Source organism: Streptococcus taonis, from assembly GCF_029948085.1.
Lineage (GTDB): Bacteria > Bacillota > Bacilli > Lactobacillales > Streptococcaceae > Streptococcus > Streptococcus taonis.
Map to the genome: position 1 here is coordinate 106,335 of NZ_JARZZP010000001.1, position 15,625 is coordinate 121,959.

At 39.8% G+C, this 15,625-nt stretch carries 15 protein-coding genes and 1 pseudogene; 10 read left to right on the forward strand and 6 right to left on the reverse strand.

Translation table 11 applies throughout. The features are described from left to right. Positions 1-253 precede the first annotated feature (253 nt). The 4 genes from QEZ38_RS00470 to QEZ38_RS00485 all read right to left on the reverse strand — a co-directional run bounded on the left by QEZ38_RS00470 (position 254) and on the right by QEZ38_RS00485 (position 4,977). Positions 254-2,245 carry an ABC transporter permease gene (locus QEZ38_RS00470; RefSeq protein WP_281334643.1) on the reverse strand — a complete coding sequence of 664 codons (1,992 nt, stop codon included), beginning with the start codon at positions 2,243-2,245 and terminating at the stop codon, positions 254-256. Between the two features lies 1 nt (position 2,246). Next, positions 2,247-3,005 carry an ABC transporter ATP-binding protein gene (locus tag QEZ38_RS00475; RefSeq protein WP_281334644.1) on the reverse strand — a complete coding sequence of 253 codons (759 nt, stop codon included), beginning with the start codon at positions 3,003-3,005 and terminating at the stop codon, positions 2,247-2,249. A 327-nt stretch (positions 3,006-3,332) separates the two neighbouring features. Further along, positions 3,333-4,307 (reverse strand): sensor histidine kinase, encoded by a 975-nt coding sequence (locus tag QEZ38_RS00480; protein ID WP_281334645.1) that lies wholly within the window; start codon positions 4,305-4,307, stop codon positions 3,333-3,335. Then, on the reverse strand, positions 4,300-4,977 hold the full coding sequence (locus QEZ38_RS00485; protein WP_000548968.1) for a response regulator transcription factor: 678 nt from the start codon (positions 4,975-4,977) through the stop codon (positions 4,300-4,302). Before QEZ38_RS00485 ends, QEZ38_RS00480 begins: the two co-directional genes overlap by 8 nt. A gap of 95 nt (positions 4,978-5,072) precedes the next feature. On the opposite strand from QEZ38_RS00485, the gene QEZ38_RS00490 reads away from it, so the two are divergent. Both QEZ38_RS00490 and QEZ38_RS00495 read left to right on the forward strand, forming a co-directional pair. Next, positions 5,073-6,149: a DUF2974 domain-containing protein gene (locus tag QEZ38_RS00490; protein ID WP_281334702.1), complete on the forward strand. Its 1,077-nt coding sequence runs from the start codon at positions 5,073-5,075 to the stop codon at positions 6,147-6,149. A gap of 110 nt (positions 6,150-6,259) precedes the next feature. Beyond that, the gene (locus QEZ38_RS00495) at positions 6,260-6,889 is read left to right on the forward strand and encodes an MBL fold metallo-hydrolase (protein WP_281334646.1); all 630 of its coding nucleotides are present in this window, start codon (positions 6,260-6,262) and stop codon (positions 6,887-6,889) included. 105 nt (positions 6,890-6,994) lie between these two features. On the opposite strand, the gene QEZ38_RS00500 is transcribed toward QEZ38_RS00495, so the two are convergent. Both QEZ38_RS00500 and QEZ38_RS00505 read right to left on the reverse strand, forming a co-directional pair. Further along, entirely contained in the window at positions 6,995-7,759 is a 765-nt protein-coding gene (locus QEZ38_RS00500; protein WP_281334647.1) for a hypothetical protein, read from the reverse strand. A gap of 87 nt (positions 7,760-7,846) precedes the next feature. After that, entirely contained in the window at positions 7,847-9,739 is a 1,893-nt protein-coding gene (locus QEZ38_RS00505) for a M13 family metallopeptidase (RefSeq protein WP_281334648.1), read from the reverse strand. Positions 9,740-9,918: 179 nt separating this feature from the next. Between QEZ38_RS00505 and QEZ38_RS00510 the strand changes: the two genes are divergently transcribed. From QEZ38_RS00510 to QEZ38_RS00545, 8 genes and pseudogenes are all read left to right on the forward strand, one after another. Continuing rightward, positions 9,919-10,641, forward strand: a complete 723-nt coding sequence (locus tag QEZ38_RS00510) for a metal ABC transporter ATP-binding protein (protein ID WP_281334649.1) — start codon at positions 9,919-9,921, stop codon at positions 10,639-10,641. Beyond that, on the forward strand, positions 10,638-11,486 hold the full coding sequence (locus tag QEZ38_RS00515) for a metal ABC transporter permease (protein WP_075231207.1): 849 nt from the start codon (positions 10,638-10,640) through the stop codon (positions 11,484-11,486). The genes QEZ38_RS00510 and QEZ38_RS00515 overlap by 4 nt, the downstream gene beginning before the upstream one ends. A 31-nt stretch (positions 11,487-11,517) precedes the next feature. Then, on the forward strand, positions 11,518-12,447 hold the full coding sequence (locus QEZ38_RS00520) for a metal ABC transporter substrate-binding protein (RefSeq protein WP_075231206.1): 930 nt from the start codon (positions 11,518-11,520) through the stop codon (positions 12,445-12,447). Between the two features lie 122 nt (positions 12,448-12,569). Next, positions 12,570-13,064, forward strand: coding sequence for a thiol peroxidase (gene tpx / locus QEZ38_RS00525; protein WP_281334650.1), 495 nt, complete (start codon positions 12,570-12,572; stop codon positions 13,062-13,064). Between the two features lie 89 nt (positions 13,065-13,153). Continuing rightward, positions 13,154-13,804 (forward strand): metal-dependent transcriptional regulator, encoded by a 651-nt coding sequence (locus QEZ38_RS00530; RefSeq protein ID WP_281334651.1) that lies wholly within the window; start codon positions 13,154-13,156, stop codon positions 13,802-13,804. A gap of 118 nt (positions 13,805-13,922) precedes the next feature. Further along, the gene (locus QEZ38_RS00535; protein WP_281334652.1) at positions 13,923-14,633 is read left to right on the forward strand and encodes a nicotinamide mononucleotide transporter; all 711 of its coding nucleotides are present in this window, start codon (positions 13,923-13,925) and stop codon (positions 14,631-14,633) included. Between the two features lie 119 nt (positions 14,634-14,752). Beyond that, a complete protein-coding gene (locus QEZ38_RS00540; RefSeq protein WP_228113874.1) occupies positions 14,753-15,166 on the forward strand; it encodes a hypothetical protein in 414 nt (137 codons plus the stop codon). An 18-nt stretch (positions 15,167-15,184) separates the two neighbouring features. Further along, positions 15,185-15,600, forward strand: a pseudogene (locus QEZ38_RS00545) (hypothetical protein). Positions 15,601-15,625 lie beyond the last annotated feature (25 nt).

Consider the following 15,625-nt stretch of genomic DNA (forward strand, 5'->3'; position numbering starts at 1 on the left):
CAAATCACGTGTTGAGAAATAAGAGATAAAACCTGTACAAAATCCCAGCTACTAAAAAAGAGGCTGGGACAAAAGTCCTAGCCTCTCAATTGTCTTTGGATTGCCGAGCAAGACGCAGTGGTTGAGTGGGCTCTACTACGCTGATTTCATCAACTTTTACAGCCCTACTCAACTGTGCGGAGGTGGGACAACGAAATCGAATTCTAACGAATTAACGATTTCTGTCCCACTCTCTTTTTTGATGTTTCTGTTTTTACATTTGAACAATTCTACGATAGCTTCTTGAAGTAATCACAAAGATTAGGACATAAACTAAAGCAAAGATACCACAAATAGAAAGTGTTACACTTAACATCATAGCTGTATCTACTACCCCAATGACCTTAAGAATCAAACTTAACATATGATAGGCAAAAGCCAAGTGTAGGAAAGCAAAGATTACAGGGAGGAAGAAAACAGTCAAGACCTGCTTGTTAATGGTTTGTTTGATTTGTTTTTGATCCAAGCCCACTTTTTGTAGGATGACAAAGCGTTCACGATCCTCATAACCTTCTGAGATTTGTTTATAGTAGATAACGAGTACAGTTCCAATCATAAAGATGATAGAGAGGAAAATACCAATAAAGAGAACTCCTCCAAAGAGAGCATTCATTTGGGCAATTGCGTCACTTGCAGTGCCTCCACCATAAACCATGCCGTCTTCATTTTTGAGATTATGACTAAAATTATTTACAAACTCCTCAAAATCATCAGATAGCTTTAACTGTTCCTCTAGACTAGCTGTTACATCCATACCACCGTAGAGCTGTGTGTATACAGCTGAATCCTGGTACTGTTCCAAAAAACTTTGAATATCAGCTACTACAAGATAGTTATAATCCGATACCAATAGTACATAGGGATTAGAAACATGATTGGCAATAAAATCCTGCTGGATTGCTTCCTTGATTGTATAGTTCTGATTGTTCAGACTAAATGCTTTCTGATTTTTAAGTTGGTCATTTCGAGCCCAAAGTCCTACTTCGTTACCAGTAAGGTTCAGCTTTTGTCCAGTCATTTTTTCATAATCTTTTTGGTCAAAAACCAGGAAGACTGTCTTAGGCATGACATTGTTTTGCCCTTTTTCAAAGATGGTTAATTTGGTCCCCTCTTGACTCGAAAGACCGAAACTTGCATAATTGAGGACGTCCTTATTGCTGATGGTTAGGTTCTTTTCGCTAGCGTATTGAGTCAAAAGCTTGTCTAAATCCTCAACTTCTACATGTTGTCCCTTAACATCAAAATCGTGAGGATACATGAGTTTTTTCATATTCTCAGATCCGTTGTAGATACTAGTAGCTGCAGACATAGTAACCAAAACCATGGTTGAAAGGATGGCAATGGTTGCTAATCCGACAGCATTTTTCTTCATACGAAAGATAAGGTTAGAAACAGAAATGAGATTATTAGGTTGGTAGTAATATCTCTTGTTTTTCTTGAGCAACTGTAAGAAAACTGTAATACCAGCATTGAATAAGAGATAGGTCCCTACAATAACTAACATAACCGCAATAAAGAAAGTAGCGACAGCTTTGAAAGCATCTGTTACGCTTAGTGCTAGGTAGTAGCCACCACCTAGAGTAATTAGCCCTACAAGCGTCTGAAGAACTAGGAAACGCCCCTTCTTCTCACCCTTCGCTTTTTCTCTAGAAAGCTGAAGAGCATCCATACGGATAATGCGTACAGCGTTCAGGAAAACGATGACTAAAAAGATAAAACCGAATACCAGAAGGATTGAAAGCACTACAGACCATTGGAAAGTTGCAACTAACTCTACCTTCATCTTTGCAAGTTTAAGTAGCAAAGCGAAAATCAGATTATCAAAGAGGGCACCAATTCCAATCCCGGCAGTGACTGTTACTAGCCCAAATATCAAGAGTTCCTTAAAGGTCATACCAATCAAATGGCGCTTTTCTAAGCCCAACATGCCATATACACCCAGTTCTTTGGAGCGATTTTTCATGACAAAACTGTTGGCATAAAGAACGATAATGGCAGATGCAAGTGTCACAACGACAAGCCCTAGTTGTAGGGTAAATTGTATAGCAGATGCACCACGTAAATCCACAATTTTAGGATTAAAGGCTAGAGAGTAAAAGAGATAGCTAATTGTGACTGCCAAAATGACAGACAAAGCAAACGGATAATAGAGTTTGCGGTTTTTGATTAAGTTGGATACGGCCAACTTATTGGTTAATCGAAACATACTAGTTCACCTCACTTGCCATAACAGTTAAGGTGTCAGAGATCTCTTGGAACATCTGACGTTCAGTCTTTTCACCACGGTAGATTTGATTATAGAGAATGCCGTCCTTGATGAAGAGGACACGTTTAGCACGGCTGGCCGCAGCTGTCGAGTGGGTCACCATGAGAATGGTTTGTCCTTGTTCATTGATTTGATCAAAGATATCAAGGAGGGCTGCAGATGACTTAGAATCTAGAGCTCCTGTTGGCTCATCAGCAAGGAGAATTTCAGGTTCTGTAATGATGGCGCGTGCAACTGCTACCCGTTGTTTTTGCCCTCCAGAGATTTCATAAGGGTACTTCTCCTGCAATTGATTGATGCCAAGATTTTCGGCCGTCACGACCAATTTTTTCATCATTTCTGTAATAGGCTTTCTAGACAATACCAAAGGGAGTAAGATATTGTCTTTAACAGAAAGCGTATCTAACAAATTGAAGTCTTGGAAGACAAAGCCTAACTTTTCACGACGGAAGCTTGATGCTTCAGAGTTTTTAATGGTAGCTGTGTCAGTTCCGTTTAGGAAGACCTGCCCACGCGTTGGCTTGTCAAGCATAGCTAGAATATTGAGTAGAGTAGATTTACCAGATCCAGACTCACCCATGATAGCAACGTAGTCGCCTTTTTCAACGGTAAAGTGAATATCTTTCAGGGCTTCTACTTGGTTGCCTTGAAAGCGAGTTTTATAAATCTTTTGAACGTGTTTTACATCTAATAGTGTCATTTTAACTTCTCCTTTTTAATATCCCATTAACTGAAACTGAGCTTGCATCATTTCGATGCCGATTTGAACTCGCTCGATATCCTTTGGACTCGGCTTACTTGTTTGTTTCTTTTGTAAAATTGTTTTCATGGTTCCTCTCCTTTTTCTTTATGCTCTAAGTTTACTCCAAAAAAAGATGGCTTGCCATAACATAACCTTACAAAAGAGGCCTTTAATCTTACATTTTTGTAAGATTACATTTTTTATCTAATTGAAGCCTTTTTTCTCACTATATCAAGGTCTAAAGAAGAGCTTGAAAGGTTTCTTCCAAGCTCTTCACAATTCTTTTCATTCAATCAGTAAATTCACTTCAGAGAACTTAATCCTCACCGTTGTTCCTTGCCCGAGTTCGGATTCTATTTGAATCTGATGTCCTAATTCTTGGCTGATTTTCTGGGTTAGATAGAGCCCAAGTCCAGATGACTGCTGGGTCATTCGACCATTATATCCTGAAAATCCACGTTCAAAGACTCGCAACCGATCACTGTTTTTGATACCAATCCCAGTATCTTTGATACAAAGGTCCTGACCGTCCATATAGATTTCAATTCCACCTTCATTAGTATACTTGAGGCTATTTGACAGGATTTGTTCAATGACTACCAACAACCATTTCTTGTCTGTAACAATGCTTCTATCCAAGTCATGCAGATCGACACTTAGACCTTTCTGGATAAAGAAAATAGCATATTTGCGAATGACTTCCTTGACCAGATCTTCTATATTTTCTTTCTTCAAAACCAAATCATCATGGAAGCTTTCTAAGCGTAGATATTGGAGTACGAGGTTGGTATAGGAATCAATCTTAAAAATTTCCTGCTCCAACTGTTGTTTCAGTTGGCGATCTGCCACCTCACTCACTAGGAGTTTACTGGCTGCAATTGGTGTTTTTATCTGATGAACCCAGAGTGTATAGTAATCCACCAAATCATTATAGCGGTTTTCAGCATCTGATTTCTTTTGATAGAGTTCAGATTCGCTTTTCTCTAATTTTTCAGTTAGAAGGACTTCCATTGGTGACTTAGCTTTTCTTTCGCCATAGAGCAATTCCTTACGATAACGTTGCAATTCTATCAAGAAATCAAATATCAAAAACAAAAATGTCAAAAATGTAGATAGAAAGAAGAAATAGTTAAAGTAGGGCCCTTGCTTATCAAACAAGATTTCAAAGAGAAAAAGCAAACCTGTCAACGATAAAATAAAAGCAAAAAAACGGCTACGCGAACGGATATAAGCTAGAAAAAAACTTTTAATATCAAGCATGTTTCAATCCATACCCTATCCCTTTCTTAGTTTCGATAAAACCAATCAAACCTTCTTCCTCCAGTTTCTTACGCAAGCGAGCGACATTAACAGATAAGGTATTGTCATCGATAAAAAAGTCACTGTTCCAGAGTTCCCGCATCAAGTCGTCACGCGCTACGATATTTCCTGCATGCTCAAATAAAACTCGTAAAATCTGAAATTCATTCTTGGTTAGGCTGATAGCTTTTCCATTGACATGCACATCCATAGACTTGGTATTGAGGATAACTCCTGCATATTCTAGGAGACTTTCATCCCTTCCAAATTCATAAGAGCGGCGCAATAATCCTTGTACCTTAGCTAAAAGGACCTGCTGGTCAAAAGGCTTGGTCACAAAATCGTCAGCTCCCATATTAATAGCCATCACGATGTCCATTGCCTGGTCTCTTGAAGACAGAAACATAATAGGAACTTTGGAAATCTTGCGAATTTCCTGACACCAATGATAACCATTAAAGAGAGGCAATCCAATATCCATCAGGACCAGATGAGGCTCAGACTGAACAAATAGCGTCAGAACTTCCATAAAGTCTTCTACCATGACTACTTCAAAACCCCATTCGGAAAGCATTTTCCCAACTTGCTGACGGATTACTGGATCATCTTCTACTAGTAAAATCTTGTGCATCTGCTCCTCCTTTTTTTATATTATAGCAAAATTCTTCTGACTACTAGCGAAATTGATGCAAATCTGATATGATAAAAGTTAAGAAAGGAATTCTCATGGCCAATATTTTTGACTATCTAACTGATGTTCAATACGATTCTTTTTATGATCTTCCCTTAAATGAACTGGATGTACTTGCTTTGACAGAGCTGACTTATCTTCCTTTTGATGACTTATTGGACCAATCCGTCAATCGTTTAAGCGATGTCGCAACACGTGTCCCACGAGAAAGTACCATGTTGACCAATAAAGAACGTCTGCAACTTTTAGACCAGCTTGCCCAACACAAACGTTTTAGAAATTGCAAGCTATCAAACTTTATTAACGAGATTGACACTGAGCAACAGAAACAGTTCGCTGCTATGACCTATCGTCTGAACCTAGATACTTATCTGATTGTCTTTCGTGGCACAGACGACAGTATTATTGGCTGGAAGGAAGATTTCCATCTGACCTATATGAAGGAAATCCCTGCCCAAAAGCAGGCTCTTGAATACTTGGAAGATTTCTTTAAACAACATCCAAAACAAAAAGTACTCATTGCTGGGCATTCTAAAGGTGGGAATCTAGCCGTCTTTGCTGCTAGTCAAATCCAGCCTGATTTGCAGGAAAAGATATCAGCAGTTTATACCTACGATGCTCCTGGTTTACAGGCTCATCTGGCAGAAACGACTGGTTATCAAGATGTTATCCCTAAATTTCACCGTTATGTCCCACAAGGTTCTGTCATCGGAATGATGCTAGAAGTTCCTGATACTCCTATTGTTGTGCGCAGTCTGGCCTTAGGTGGTATCGCTCAACACAATACTTTCAGCTGGCTAACTGAAGGACACCACTTTGTCCAACTAGAGGCCATCAGTAGCGAAAGTCTCCAAATCAAAGACACTCTTAAAGAATGGGTGGATAGTGTTCCCGATGAGGAATTAGAGCTCTACTTTGATCTCTTCTTTGGAACCATCCTAGAGTCTGGAATTAGCTCCATTAATGAACTATCTTCAAAAAACGCGATCGAACATGTTCGACAACTAGTTTCCCAGGCACAAACTCTAGAGCCCGAGCAAGTTGAAATCTTAAAAAATCTGACACAACTCCTACTGGATGCCCGCTTCCAAGCCTGGAAAAATCATTTTTAATGTACTAAAAAGTCCCTTCTTTTATGGAGGGACTTTCTTGTTGATCGATTCCTTATTTTGTCCTTCTGTGTTATACTAGAAATTGTAAATTCTTTGAAAGAGGAAATCCTATGAAAATCCATAAAACTGTGAATCCTGTCGCCTATGAAAATACTTATTATCTTGAAGGGGAGCAACACCTGATTGTAGTCGATCCTGGTAGTCATTGGGAGGCCATTCGCAAGACTATCGAAACCATCAACAAACCGGTCTGTGCCATTCTTCTGACCCACACTCACTACGACCATATTATGAGTCTTGACTTGGTCAGAGATACTTATGGAAATCCTCCAGTCTATGTGGCAGAAAGCGAAGCTGCTTGGCTCTTTACTCCTGTCGACAATCTTTCTGGCCTTCCTCGACACGACGATATGGCAGATGTCGTATGTAGACCAGCCGAACAGACCTTTGTCTTTCATGAGGAATACCAGATTGAGGAGTTCCGCTTTACTGTATTACCAACTCCAGGCCATTCTATCGGTGGAGTTTCATTTGTTTTCCCAGATGGACACTTGGTCTTAACGGGAGATGCCCTTTTCCGTGAAACTATTGGACGAACAGACTTGCCAACTGGTAGTATGGAACAACTCCTTCATAGTGTCCAAACCCAGCTCTTCACCCTTCCAAACTACGATGTCTATCCAGGACATGGTCCGGCTACGACTATCGCCCACGAAAAAAACTTTAATCCATTTTTCTAGCAAGTGAAAAACCAAGGACAATCATCCTTGGTTTTTGTGTAACTTTAATTTCTACATCATTACTTGCTCAGAAGAATCAAAATTGACTAGAAAAATAATTCAAAACTAATTAGCTGGATTCAATTCTTTCCAGTCAATGTTAGACAAATCAAGCTTTTCAGAAGAAATATCTAAAACTTGCTCTGCTTTTTCATTACCACCGATTTGAATAGTTGCTTCTTTAATCTTCTGCGCTCCATTTTTATCAAACGAATATAGAGCCAGGTTCATTTCTGGACGAGTTGACTGCCAGTCTGCATAAGAGACTAGACCATTTTCGTAAATAACAAAGCCTGAGCGAAAACCGCCTGCAGAAGCTACATAAGCTGTGTGAAGTAAGTTTGGTTTTTGATTTTCCAAATAATAAATGGCTGAAACAAATTTTTCATCGCCAATAAGTAACTCATCTTGCCCATCCTTATTCAAATCAAGAAGGGCATATTTAAAGTCTGGTGCATTTTGATAATCCATACGAGAGAAAATCATGCTATATTCTTCTGAAGCAATCTTGTGTTGTTTATTTTCCGCGTATAAATCTTCTCTATTACCTTGTTTTAAAAGGTCTGTAAAGTGATTATAGCGTTCAATCACTTCTTTATACAAATCTGGTCCCGTTTCCTTCTTATTTTCAGCAATTGATTGTGACGCCTTGGTTGACGAGTCGCTTGTATTTTCAGTCTTTGCTTCTGTTGATGCACTAGTCTTATCGTCTTTGGAAACAGATGATAGTGCAGATGAAGGTTCTATATTGCTATTATTTTTATTGAGACCACAAGATGCCAAAACTGAAATCGAAAGAATAGCTGAAAGCATCATTAAAAATTTCTTCATGTTAACCTCGATAGCATTGCATTTTCAGATGGATAAACTTCAAACATAAGTCATTAACGCCAAGTTATACTTGGTTAAGAACTCACTTTACCAAATAATCACACGGTCTTCTGGTGAACGCCACATGCCGTCGCCTTCTTTGACATCATAGGTCGTAAAGAAGTCATCAAAGTTTGGCACTTGGACGTTAACACGGAGTTTAGCTGGCGCGTGTACGTCAACGCTAGCCATGAGTTTCATCAACTCTGGGCGACCTTTCATACGCCAGATACGAGCAAAGTTATGGAAGAATTCTTCAGCTGAAAAGTCTGGTTCTCTCTTAGCAGCTTCTAGCGCTGCAGCAATTCCTCCAAGGTCCGCAACGTTTTCGGATACAGTTAATTTCCCATTGATTTTTGCACCGTAAGATTCTTGGCCATCAAACTGGTCGATAACCTTCTGTGTTTTTTCTTTAAAGGCTGCATAATCGCTCTCAGTCCACCAATCCTTGAGACTTCCATTTTCATCAAAGGAAGCTCCATTGGTATCAAAGGCGTGAGAGATTTCATGGGCAATAACCGCACCGATACCTCCATAGTTGGCAGAAGATGATTGATGCAAGTCATAGAATGGAGCCTGTAGGATAGCGGCTGGGAAGACAATCAAGTTCTTTTGTGGATTGTAGTAGGCGTTGACCATATGAGCAGGCATGCCCCACTCCTTGTAATCAACTGGCTGATTCCATTTACTCCAGCTGTGTTTGATTTCCACGCGCGCAAAAGATAGGGCATTCTCAAAGAGGCTAGCAGATTCGTCCACTACCTTATCCTTGTAGCGAGCTGGTAGTTCTTCTGGATAACCGATATAAGGCTTGATGACATTGAGTTTAACGATAGCTTTTTCTCGTGTTTCAGGAGTCAGCCAGTCGTTCTTAGCCAAGCGTTCCTTATAAACGTCAATCATAGTTGCTACTTTTTTCTCTACATCCGCCTTGGCTTCTGGAGAGAATTTTTCATGGGCATACCAAAGTCCGAGAGCTTGTTTGAATGGTCCTTGCGCTAAGTGGTAAGCAGCCTTGCGTTTATCTTGGGCTTCTGGAACACCTGAAAGAGCACGGCCATAAGCACCTGACAAGATACGAATCTCATCTGTCAAATAGCTAGTTGAAAGGTTGACCACACTCAAGATCAAGCTTGCCTTGAGCAAAGGCCAAGCTTCTTCACTATAGAATTGCTCTGCTGCTTGCCAGAAACGTTCCTCATCTACGATAACCTTATCAGGTACTTGCCCAATCACTGCTTGGAAGAAGTCGTCGAGAGGTAAAGCTGGTGCAAACTTTTTGAAATCTTCATAAGAGTATGGATGATAGAGTTTGGCATACTCTGAACTTTCTTCGTTTGATAGTACAACTGCTGCGATACGGCGGTCCAATTCCAATCGTTTCTCTAGCAAATCTTCGATTTCTTCATCTGAGAAGTTATAGGCTTTGAGGAGATTAGCAGTACTTTCTTTCCAAAGGTTCAATAATTCCTCACGCTGTGGATGGTCTTCCGCATAGTAGGTTGTGTCAGGCAAGATAGTTCCTGGAGCACTAGCCCAGAGAACATTGGTTCTAGCATCCATAAAGTCTGGTGATACTCCAAATGGAAGGAAGTTTGGTTTACCAGCTAATTCAAATGCATCTAGTTTACTTGCGAAATCCGCAAAACTTTCCAAATCTTGATATTCCTTAAGCATTGGAAGGACTGGCTCAATTCCATCTGCTTCACGCTTGTCGAAATCTCTGACCATAGCGTGGTATTTGACAAAGTTTGTTAGGATAGGATCTTCTGGAACATCTTCTCCAGCCAACCACTTGTCCGTCGTCGTTAGCATCAACTCTTCGATTTCTTCGTCAAGGTCGATAAAACCACCTGTTCGTGATTTATCGGCTGGAATGACTGCAGTCTTTTCCCACTCACCATTTATAGCATCATAAAAATCATCTTGATAACGTGTCATCTTGTTCTCGCTTTCATTTTTCACTTATTCTTAGCTTAGCAAAAATCCCTGGGGATTGCAATTAAAAATGCCATCTTCTCCTGATTGTTTTCATTATTAATATTTTAAATATTTACAAAAATTAACTTGACTTAATTTTTATTTTAATGTATATTAAAAGATAGGAGGAATACAACTGTATGATACGTATTGAAAACCTCAGTGTCTCCTACAAAGAAACGTTGGCACTAAAGGATATTTCACTAGTGCTCGAAGGACCAACGATTACCGGAATTATTGGTCCAAACGGTGCTGGAAAATCAACCTTATTAAAAGGTATGCTGGGAATTATCCCACATCAAGGTCAGGCATTTCTCGATGACAAGGAAGTTAAAAAATCCTTACATCGAATCGCCTATGTCGAACAAAAAATCAATATCGACTACAACTTTCCCATCAAGGTCAAGGAATGCGTCTCGTTAGGACTATTTCCCTCTATTCCTCTCTTTCGAAGTTTAAATGCTAAACATTGGAAGAAAGTGCAAGAGGCCCTTGAAATCGTCGACCTAGCTGACTACGCTGAACGGCAAATCAGTCAACTGTCTGGAGGTCAATTCCAGCGGGTCTTGATTGCCAGATGTTTGGTGCAGGAAGCCGACTATATCCTCTTGGATGAACCCTTTGTTGGGATTGACTCAGTCAGTGAGGAAATCATCATGAATACGCTGAGAGATCTGAAAAAAGCTGGGAAGACGGTTCTCATCGTCCACCACGACCTCAGCAAGGTTCCCCACTACTTCGATCAAGTCTTGCTTGTCAATCGAGAAGTGATTGCCTTTGGTCCGACCAAAGAAACCTTTACCGAAGCCAATCTAAAAGAAGCTTACGGTAATCGACTCTTTTTCAATGGAGGTGACCTATGATTGCAGAATTTATCGATGGATTGCAAAAATTCCATTTCCTACAAAATGCCTTGATAACAGCTATTGTCGTCGGGGTCGTAGCTGGAGCTGTGGGATGTTTCATCATTCTACGCGGGATGTCACTCATGGGAGATGCCATTTCACATGCTGTCTTGCCAGGTGTAGCCCTCTCCTTCATCTTGGGCCTTGACTTCTTTATCGGAGCCATTGTCTTTGGATTGCTAGCTGCCATCATCATTACCTACATCAAGGGGAACTCGATTATCAAAAGCGATACCGCCATCGGCATTACCTTTTCTTCTTTCTTAGCCCTCGGTATCATCTTGATTAGTGTCGCTAAAAGTTCAACTGACCTTTTCCATATCCTTTTTGGTAATATCCTAGCCGTCCAAGATACGGATATGTTTATTACTATGGGTGTAGGGGTAGCCATTCTCTTGTTAATCTGGATTTTCTTCAAGCAACTCTTGATCACTTCCTTTGATGAACTCTTGGCTAAGGCCATGGGAATGCCTGTCAATTTCTATCACTACTTACTCATGGTACTCCTAACTCTGGTGTCTGTGACAGCTATGCAAAGTGTCGGAACTATCCTGATTGTAGCCATGCTGATTACCCCAGCAGCAACTGCTTATCTCTATGCTAATAGCCTGAAAAGTATGATTTTCCTTTCCTCAACCTTTGGAGCTACAGCTTCAGTTTTGGGACTCTTTATCGGCTATAGCTTTAACGTTGCGGCAGGTTCTAGTATCGTGCTTACAGCCGCTAGTTTCTTTCTTATTAGCTTCTTTATCGCTCCAAAACAACGATATTTGAAACTGAAAAATAAACATTTGTTAAAATAAGGGGCAAAACCCCAATAAATTGGAGGATCTAATGAAAAAATTAGGTACATTGCTGATTCTCTTTCTTTCCGTCATTGCTCTTGTAGCATGTTCTACTGGAAAGAAAGATGCAGCTTCTGGTCAAAAACTAAAAGTTGTTGCTACAAACTCAATCATCGCTGATATTACTAAAAATATTGCTGGTGATAAGATTGATCTTCACAGTATCGTTCCTGTTGGTCAAGACCCACACGAATACGAACCACTTCCTGAAGATGTCAAGAAAACTTCTCAAGCTGATTTGATTTTCTACAACGGTATCAACCTTGAAACTGGTGGCAATGCTTGGTTTACAAAATTGGTAGAAAATGCTAAGAAAACTGAAAACAAAGACTACTTTGCAGTCAGCGAAGGCGTTGATGTTATCTACCTTGAAGGTCAAAACGAAAAAGGCAAAGAAGACCCACACGCTTGGCTTAACCTTGAAAACGGTATGATCTTTGCTAAAAACATCGCAAAACAATTGAGCGCTAAAGACCCTAGCAACAAGGAATTCTACGAAAAAAATCTCAAAGAATATACTGATAAGCTAGACAAACTTGACAAGGAAGCTAAAGAGAAATTTAACAACATCCCTGCTGAGAAAAAATTGATCGTAACCAGCGAAGGATGTTTCAAATACTTCTCTAAAGCCTACGGTGTCCCAAGTGCCTATATCTGGGAAATCAATACTGAAGAAGAAGGAACTCCTGACCAAATCAAGACCTTGGTTGAAAAACTTCGCCAAACAAAAACTCCTTCCCTCTTTGTAGAATCAAGTGTGGATGACCGTCCAATGAAGACCGTTTCACAAGACACAAACATCCCAATCTACGCTCAAATCTTTACTGACTCTATCGCAGAACAAGGTAAAGAAGGCGATAGCTACTACAACATGATGAAATACAACCTTGACAAGATTGCTGAAGGTTTGGCAAAATAATCCTCTGAAAAACGTCATTCTCACGTGAGCTGGCGTTTTTTCTATGCCCATATTTTCAGTCAAATCATTGGAAAATTCTGACCGTTTCAGCTAAAATGAAATAAAAAAGATTGGAGTAGCTTATGACTACATTCCTTGGAAACCCTGTTACTTTTACGGGAAAACAACTACAAGTCGGCGACAAGGCGCTTGATTTTTCTCTCACTACAACAGATCTTTCTAAAAAATCTCTGGCTGATTTTGATGGAAAGAAAAAAGTCTTGAGTGTCGTTCCTTCTATCGATACAGGTATCTGCTCAACTCAAACACGACGTTTTAATGAAGAACTTGCTGGACTGGACAACACAGTCGTCTTGACTGTTTCTATGGACCTTCCTTTTGCTCAAAAACGTTGGTGCGGTGCTGAAGGTATTGAAAATGCCATCATGCTCTCAGACTATTTCGACCATTCCTTTGGACGTGATTACGCCCTCTTAATCAATGAATGGCACCTATTGGCACGCGCGGTCTTTGTTCTCGATACTGACAATATTATCCGTTATGTTGAGTATGTTGATAATATCAATTCCGAACCAAACTTTGAAGCAGCCATTGAAGCAGCAAAGTCGCTTGACTAAAAGAAAGCCCACTTATAACAAGACAGAAAGCTAGAGAAATCTAGCTTTTTTTGGTATACTAGATGGAGATAATAAACAAGGAAATGCGAATGACACCAAATAAAGAAGATTACTTAAAATGTATTTATGAGATTGGCATGGAAGTTCCTAAGATTACCAATAAGGAAATTGCTGCTCGGATGCAGGTATCACCTCCTGCGGTAACTGAGATGATCAAGCGCATGCAATCCGAAAATCTTATATTAAAAAATAAAGAAAATGGCTATATACTAACGGATATTGGCTTAAAACTTGTATCTGACCTTTACCGAAAGCACAGACTCATTGAGGTTTTTCTGGTTCACCATCTAGACTATACCAGCAATCAGATTCACGATGAGGCTGAGGTATTAGAGCATACAGTTTCAGACCTTTTTGTGGAGCGACTGGAAAGTATGTTAGGCTTTCCAAAGACCTGTCCCCATGGTGGAACCATTCCTGCCAAGGGTGAGCTTCTAGTTGAGGTTAATAACCTACCACTCTCTGATATCAAGGCAGCTGGAACCTATCTTTTGACAAGAGTTCATGATAGCTTTGAACTTCTCCAATATTTGGAAAAACATACCATCCATATTGGAGAACAACTCCAAGTCAAGCAGTTCGATGGCTTCTCTAATACCTTTACTCTGATTCACAACCATGAAGAACTTCAAGTCAGCCTCGAAATCGCCAAACAACTCTATGTTGAAAAACTGAACTAATTTCTCAAGTCCCCTACCAACCCTGAAAGCTTAATTTTCAGGGTTTTATTTCTAGCATTTGATGTTACTATCGTTTTGTTGTAGAATGTTTGTAAAAAAAAGAAAGATATTTTAACCTATGAAAAAATCACTAAAAATTTTTGCGACATCCAAATGGTTTGACCTCTTTGGGGTTGCTCTGGTCGTTGGAATTGCGATCACATCTGGTTACCTCAACTCCCGTCTCGATAAATTCGTAGACTGGGGCCCATGGACTGCTCTTGTGCCCTTTGGATTGATTTCCGTAACCAACGTTGGGATTTCCATGTTGTCCACTCGTTTCACGGGAAAATTAAGCAAATGGGGAAATTACTTTGGCATAGTCAATACGATTTTGTCTGGTACTATTGATTATATCCTTGGAAATAAGGCAGCCATTATCACCTATCCCGTCACCTTCCTCATTTATACCTTTGCTATTAAGAAATGGGAAGTTTCGCAAGAAGGCAGACCCAACCAAATGAACCAAAAACAGCTAAAATTAGCTGCCATCATCATTTCAATCATCGCCTTCCTCTTTGCCTTTGTGACCAACTATATCGGCTATGGGGGCAAGATGAATCTCCTTGCTTACGTAACAACTATTGCCTTCGCACTGTCCCTCATTGCCAATGCTTTGAACGCATTGAAACTGACAACTCAGTGGGGATTTTGGTTGATTTACAATTTCGTTCAGCTGACAAAGGCTGGCATTCAAGGAAATTTCGCCAATATCGGTAAATACATCTTTTATATCCTCAATGCAATTGGAGCTTTATTTGTCTGGAATGATGAAGAAGTGGAACAATAAGAGGGAAATCAAATAAAGAAATCTAACAGAATCTCCTTACTAAAATTTTTTATCATTTTACTTGTAACTCCCATTCTTTTGGAGTAGAATGAAGCTAGATAAAAGAGGGAGGTCATCTTATGAAAAATCTCTTTAGAATCCATTTTACAGCCATCGTAGTCAGCGATTTGCTACTGTTGGTAACTTTCAGACCTCGATACGAACTTTCTTTGGAGAGAGGCCTGATTTTTTGCTTCATTTTCATCCTTGCTCAAGGACTACTGCTATTTCGCTTGGTCAATCGACTCAAAAAACATTTCTCTGAGATTTATCCTCAGATGAACAAAAAAATTCGCCTTTACTACTTAAAGATTCTCTCCACTGACCTACTATTATTTGTCTTTTTAGCCATCACTGGCCCTCAACATTTTTACTCTCTTACTCCAGTCTTTACTTCCTGTCATTCTACTTTTTATTATATAACGGCTAGCCACCTAAGAGAAAACTATCCAGACTTTTATGACAAACATATCTCTTTGTGGGAGTGTCTCTAAGGAAAAAAAGGTTTTATCATGAAAAAAATCATCTACATCAAAACCATTCAACTCCTCATCATCGATGGAATCATGCTGGCATTTTTGACATTTAAAGAGGGGCTCACTTGGGATTGGATTTTGATTTACAGTGGTTGGCTCATCTTCTTTCACCCTGTGTTGTTTACCTATCTTTCCAACCAGCTTTGTGACCACTTTAGTCAGCTCTATTCCCCCAGATTAGACCGAGATTCTGGCGTTTTGCCTTACAAATCCTCCTATGGGATAACCTGATAATTCTCTCTTTGCTGTTTTTAAGGGATATCCCACTTTTCCTTCAGGGAAGTCTCCTCATCCTAGGATATCTCATCCCTTCCTATCGCACCTGCCAAAGCCTGAAAAGAGACTTCCCCCAAGCCTATCAAGAACCCATTTCATTTTGGAATACTTTGTGATAGATAAGAAAAACCAAGCTCGCGG